Raw genomic sequence first — 1,802 nt, forward strand, 5'->3', positions numbered from 1 at the left:
TGCTTCTACATCGAGAAGAAGCTGCGCGAGCGGATGAAAATCCCCGTCTTCCATGACGACCAGCACGGCACGGCGATCGTCGTCGGCGCTGCGGTCCTCAATGGCTTGCACCTGATCGGCAAGGACCTGTCCACCGTCAAGATCGTCACCTCCGGTGCCGGCGCCGCAGCCCTCGCGTGTATCGATCTGCTGGTCATGCTCGGCGCGCCGGTCGACAACATCTGGGTGACCGATATCAAGGGCCTGGTGTACGAAGGCCGCGTCGAAGAAATGGACGAGATCAAGGCCCGCTACGCCAAGAAGACCGAGCAGCGCACGCTGGGCGAAGTGATTGCCGATGCCGACGTCTTCCTCGGCCTATCGGCCGGCGGTGTGCTGAAGCCGGAAATGGTCGCCAAGATGGCTGCCAAGCCGCTGATCATGGCGCTTGCCAACCCGACCCCGGAAATCTCGCCGGAACTGGTCAAGAGCGTCCGTGACGACGCCATCATGTGTACCGGCCGTTCGGACTACCCGAACCAGGTCAACAACGTCCTCTGCTTCCCCTTCATCTTCCGCGGCGCGCTCGATGTCGGCGCCACCACCATCACCGAAGAAATGAAGATGGCGGCGGTCAAGGCCATCGCCGAACTGGCCCGCGCCGAGCAATCGGAAGTCGTCGCCTCGGCCTATGGCGAAAAGATCACCGGCTTCGGCCCGGAATACCTGATTCCCCGTCCCTTCGACCCGCGCCTCATCGTCAAGATCGCCCCCGCTGTCGCCAAGGCCGGCATGGACTCCGGCGTCGCCACCCGGCCGATCAAGGACTGGGCGGCCTACATCCAGGGCCTCAACGAATTCGTCTACCACTCCGGCATGATCATGAAGCCGGTCTTCTCGCAGGCCAAGCTGGCCCCCAAACGCATCGTCTTCGCCGAAGGCGAGGATGAGCGCGTGCTGCGCGCCGTCCAGGTCGTCCGTGACGAAGGCATTGCCCTGCCGATCCTGATCGGTCGCCATGCCGAAATCAACCGTCGCATCGAAGCGGCCGGCCTGCGCATCCGCGAAGGCGAAGATTTCGAAGTCGTCCATTCCGACAACTGCCCGTTCTTCGACGAGCACTTCGAAGAATTCTGGCAGACCTACCACCGCCTGATGGAACGCAAAGGCGTCTCGCCCGACTACGCCCGCCGTGAAGTACGCCGGCGCAACACCCTGTACGGCGCGCTGATGGTGCACCTCGGCTACGCCGACGGCCTGATCTGCGGCACCTTCGGCCGCCACGAGACGCATCGCGAATACGTCCAGAGCGTGATCGGCACCCGCGCCGACCATGACCGCTACTACGCGATGAACCTCCTGATGCTGCCCGAGCGCACCGTCTTCATTGGCGACACCTACGTCAATTACGACCCGAGCGCCGAGCAACTGGCCGAAATGACGCTGCTTGCCGCCGAGGAAATCCGCAATTTCGGCATCATCCCGAAAGTTGCACTGCTCTCGCACTCCACCTTCGGCACCGAAGACACGCCGACCTCGCTGAAGATGCGCGACGTGCTGGCCCAGTTGCAGCAACGGGCACCGGAACTGGAAGTCGAAGGCGAAATGCACGGCGATGCGGCCTTGGACGAGCAGATCCGTCTGGCCGCCTTCCCGAACTCGAAGCTGAAGGGCCAGGCCAATCTGCTGGTCATGCCGACGCTGGATGCAGCCAACATCTCGTTCAACCTGTTGAAGGTGGCGGCCGGCGACAACCTGACCATCGGGCCGATCCTGCTCGGGGCGGCGAAGCCGGTCAACATCCTGACCCCGACCGCCACCGT

General features: G+C 63.4%; 1 protein-coding gene. It reads left to right on the forward strand.

Annotated elements, in window-relative coordinates:
- Window positions 1-1,802, forward strand: a 1,802-nt coding sequence (locus GH663_RS20845) for an NADP-dependent malic enzyme (RefSeq protein ID WP_153133504.1), incomplete at both ends; no start/stop codon positions are given.

The organism is Dechloromonas hortensis, assembly GCF_009469765.1.
Lineage (GTDB): Bacteria > Pseudomonadota > Gammaproteobacteria > Burkholderiales > Rhodocyclaceae > Azonexus > Azonexus hortensis.